The 1547-nt window shown below is 69.0% G+C and carries 1 protein-coding gene and 1 pseudogene; both read right to left on the bottom strand.

Going from position 1 to position 1547, the window contains the following annotated elements; all coding sequences use genetic code 11:
• Positions 1-993 (bottom strand): cache domain-containing protein (locus tag AB4Y84_RS21345; protein WP_442250895.1); only part of this gene is annotated, 993 nt, incomplete at its 3' end.
• Positions 994-1228: 235 nt separating this feature from the next.
• Positions 1229-1547, bottom strand: a pseudogene (locus AB4Y84_RS21340) (NAD-dependent epimerase/dehydratase family protein); the annotation flags it as partial.

Here is a 1547-nt window from a genome sequence, read left to right as displayed (position 1 = left end):
CACCAGCAGGATGATCCACAGCAGCTCGCGGGCCTGCGCGATGATCACCGCATGCGGCACCACCACGCCCAGCGCGAAACGCTGCGGCGCGTCACCGACCTGCAGCGGCACGTACAGGCGGACGTTGCCGGCAGCGTCGGGCTCGAACGCTTCGTAGGTCTTGTCGGCGGCGATCTGCGCCAGCATGCCGAGGGTGGCGGCATCGGTACGCGGCTTGCCGATCTCGGCGGCATCGGCCGAGGCCAGCACCACGCCCTTCGGCGACAGCAGTTCGACGCGGCCGGCGACCATCGGCGTCAGCGTGGCCAGGTGCTTCTGCAGCGCGTCCAGCGAGAAGTCGACGGTGAAGACACCGAGGAAGGTGCCGTTCTCGACGATCGGCGTGCTCAGCGTGCTCATCAGCACCTGCTTGCCGCCGATGTCGTAGGCATACGGTTCGCTGACCAGCGGCAGCTTGTCGCGGCTGGGCACCATGTACCAGTTGCCCGAGCCGCTGGGCGTCTCGGTGTAGTCGGTCATCGTCGACTGCTGCGGCTTGCCGTCCTGCCAGGCCCAGTAGCTCATGTAGCGGCCGGTGGCGTCGTGCGCCTCGCTGTTGACGAACTCGGCGTCCTTGCCGTCGAAGGCATTGGCCTCCCACATGGTGCTCTTGCCCAGCCATTCCGGATGCGCGTGCAACTGCTCGCCGATGACATTGGCCAGGCTGGCGCGATCAGGGGCATCACCGCGCGCACGCTGGGCCAGCACCGTTTCCACCATCGCATCGTTGCTGGCAAAGGCCGTGCCCAGATCGGCAGCCACCTGCCGCGCCTCGGCACGGGCTTCGCTGGCCATGGTCTGCCGCGAGGACGACACCAGCGCCGAACTGGCCTGGTGATAGATCAGGAACGCGGTCGCGCCGAAGCACAGCAACGCGATCACCGCGGTGCCCAGCATCAGCTTGTGGGCGATGCTGCCGGGGCGACGGGCAGCGACGGAACGGGAAGAAGACATGGGAGGATCCGCAGGCAGTTCAGGTCGACCGGTGCCACCAGGGCACCGCGCAGATGCGCGATCCGTCGCGCGGGCCGCCTGCCCACCGGATCGGAACCCGGCGCGGGAAGGCGCGCACCGGGTTAGCGGCCATGGCCGGGCGAGGTTGAGGCTCGCCGCACGCACAAAAACTGAACCCGCTCAGCTGCGGCCGTCGACGCAGGCCTGTGCTGCTCGCCTGTGCTGCTCGCCTGTGCTACTCGGCCACGCGGTCGCGGATCCACTCCGCACGGGGCAGGACCTCGATGCTGCCCGCGGCATACTGCTGCAGCACGTCCTCCGGACCGAAACGTGGCTGCCAGCCCAGCGCTGCACGCATCCGGCTGCTGTCATAGACCCGATCAATGCTGAGCGGCAGTGGCCAGCCACGGCGCTCGAACTCGGCCAGCAGCTGCGGTGCGCGGCGCGCCAGCACCTGGCGCGGATCGGCGGCCAGCTGCAGGCAGTCGTCGCGCCGGAAGGGTGTCGGCGCACAGGCGAGGTAACGCTGGAAGGCCGCGCCTTCATCGTGCAGC

Source organism: Stenotrophomonas sp. 2YAF22, from assembly GCF_052114665.1.
GTDB lineage: Bacteria > Pseudomonadota > Gammaproteobacteria > Xanthomonadales > Xanthomonadaceae > Stenotrophomonas > Stenotrophomonas indicatrix.
This window is presented reverse-complemented; position numbering and strand designations above follow the sequence as displayed.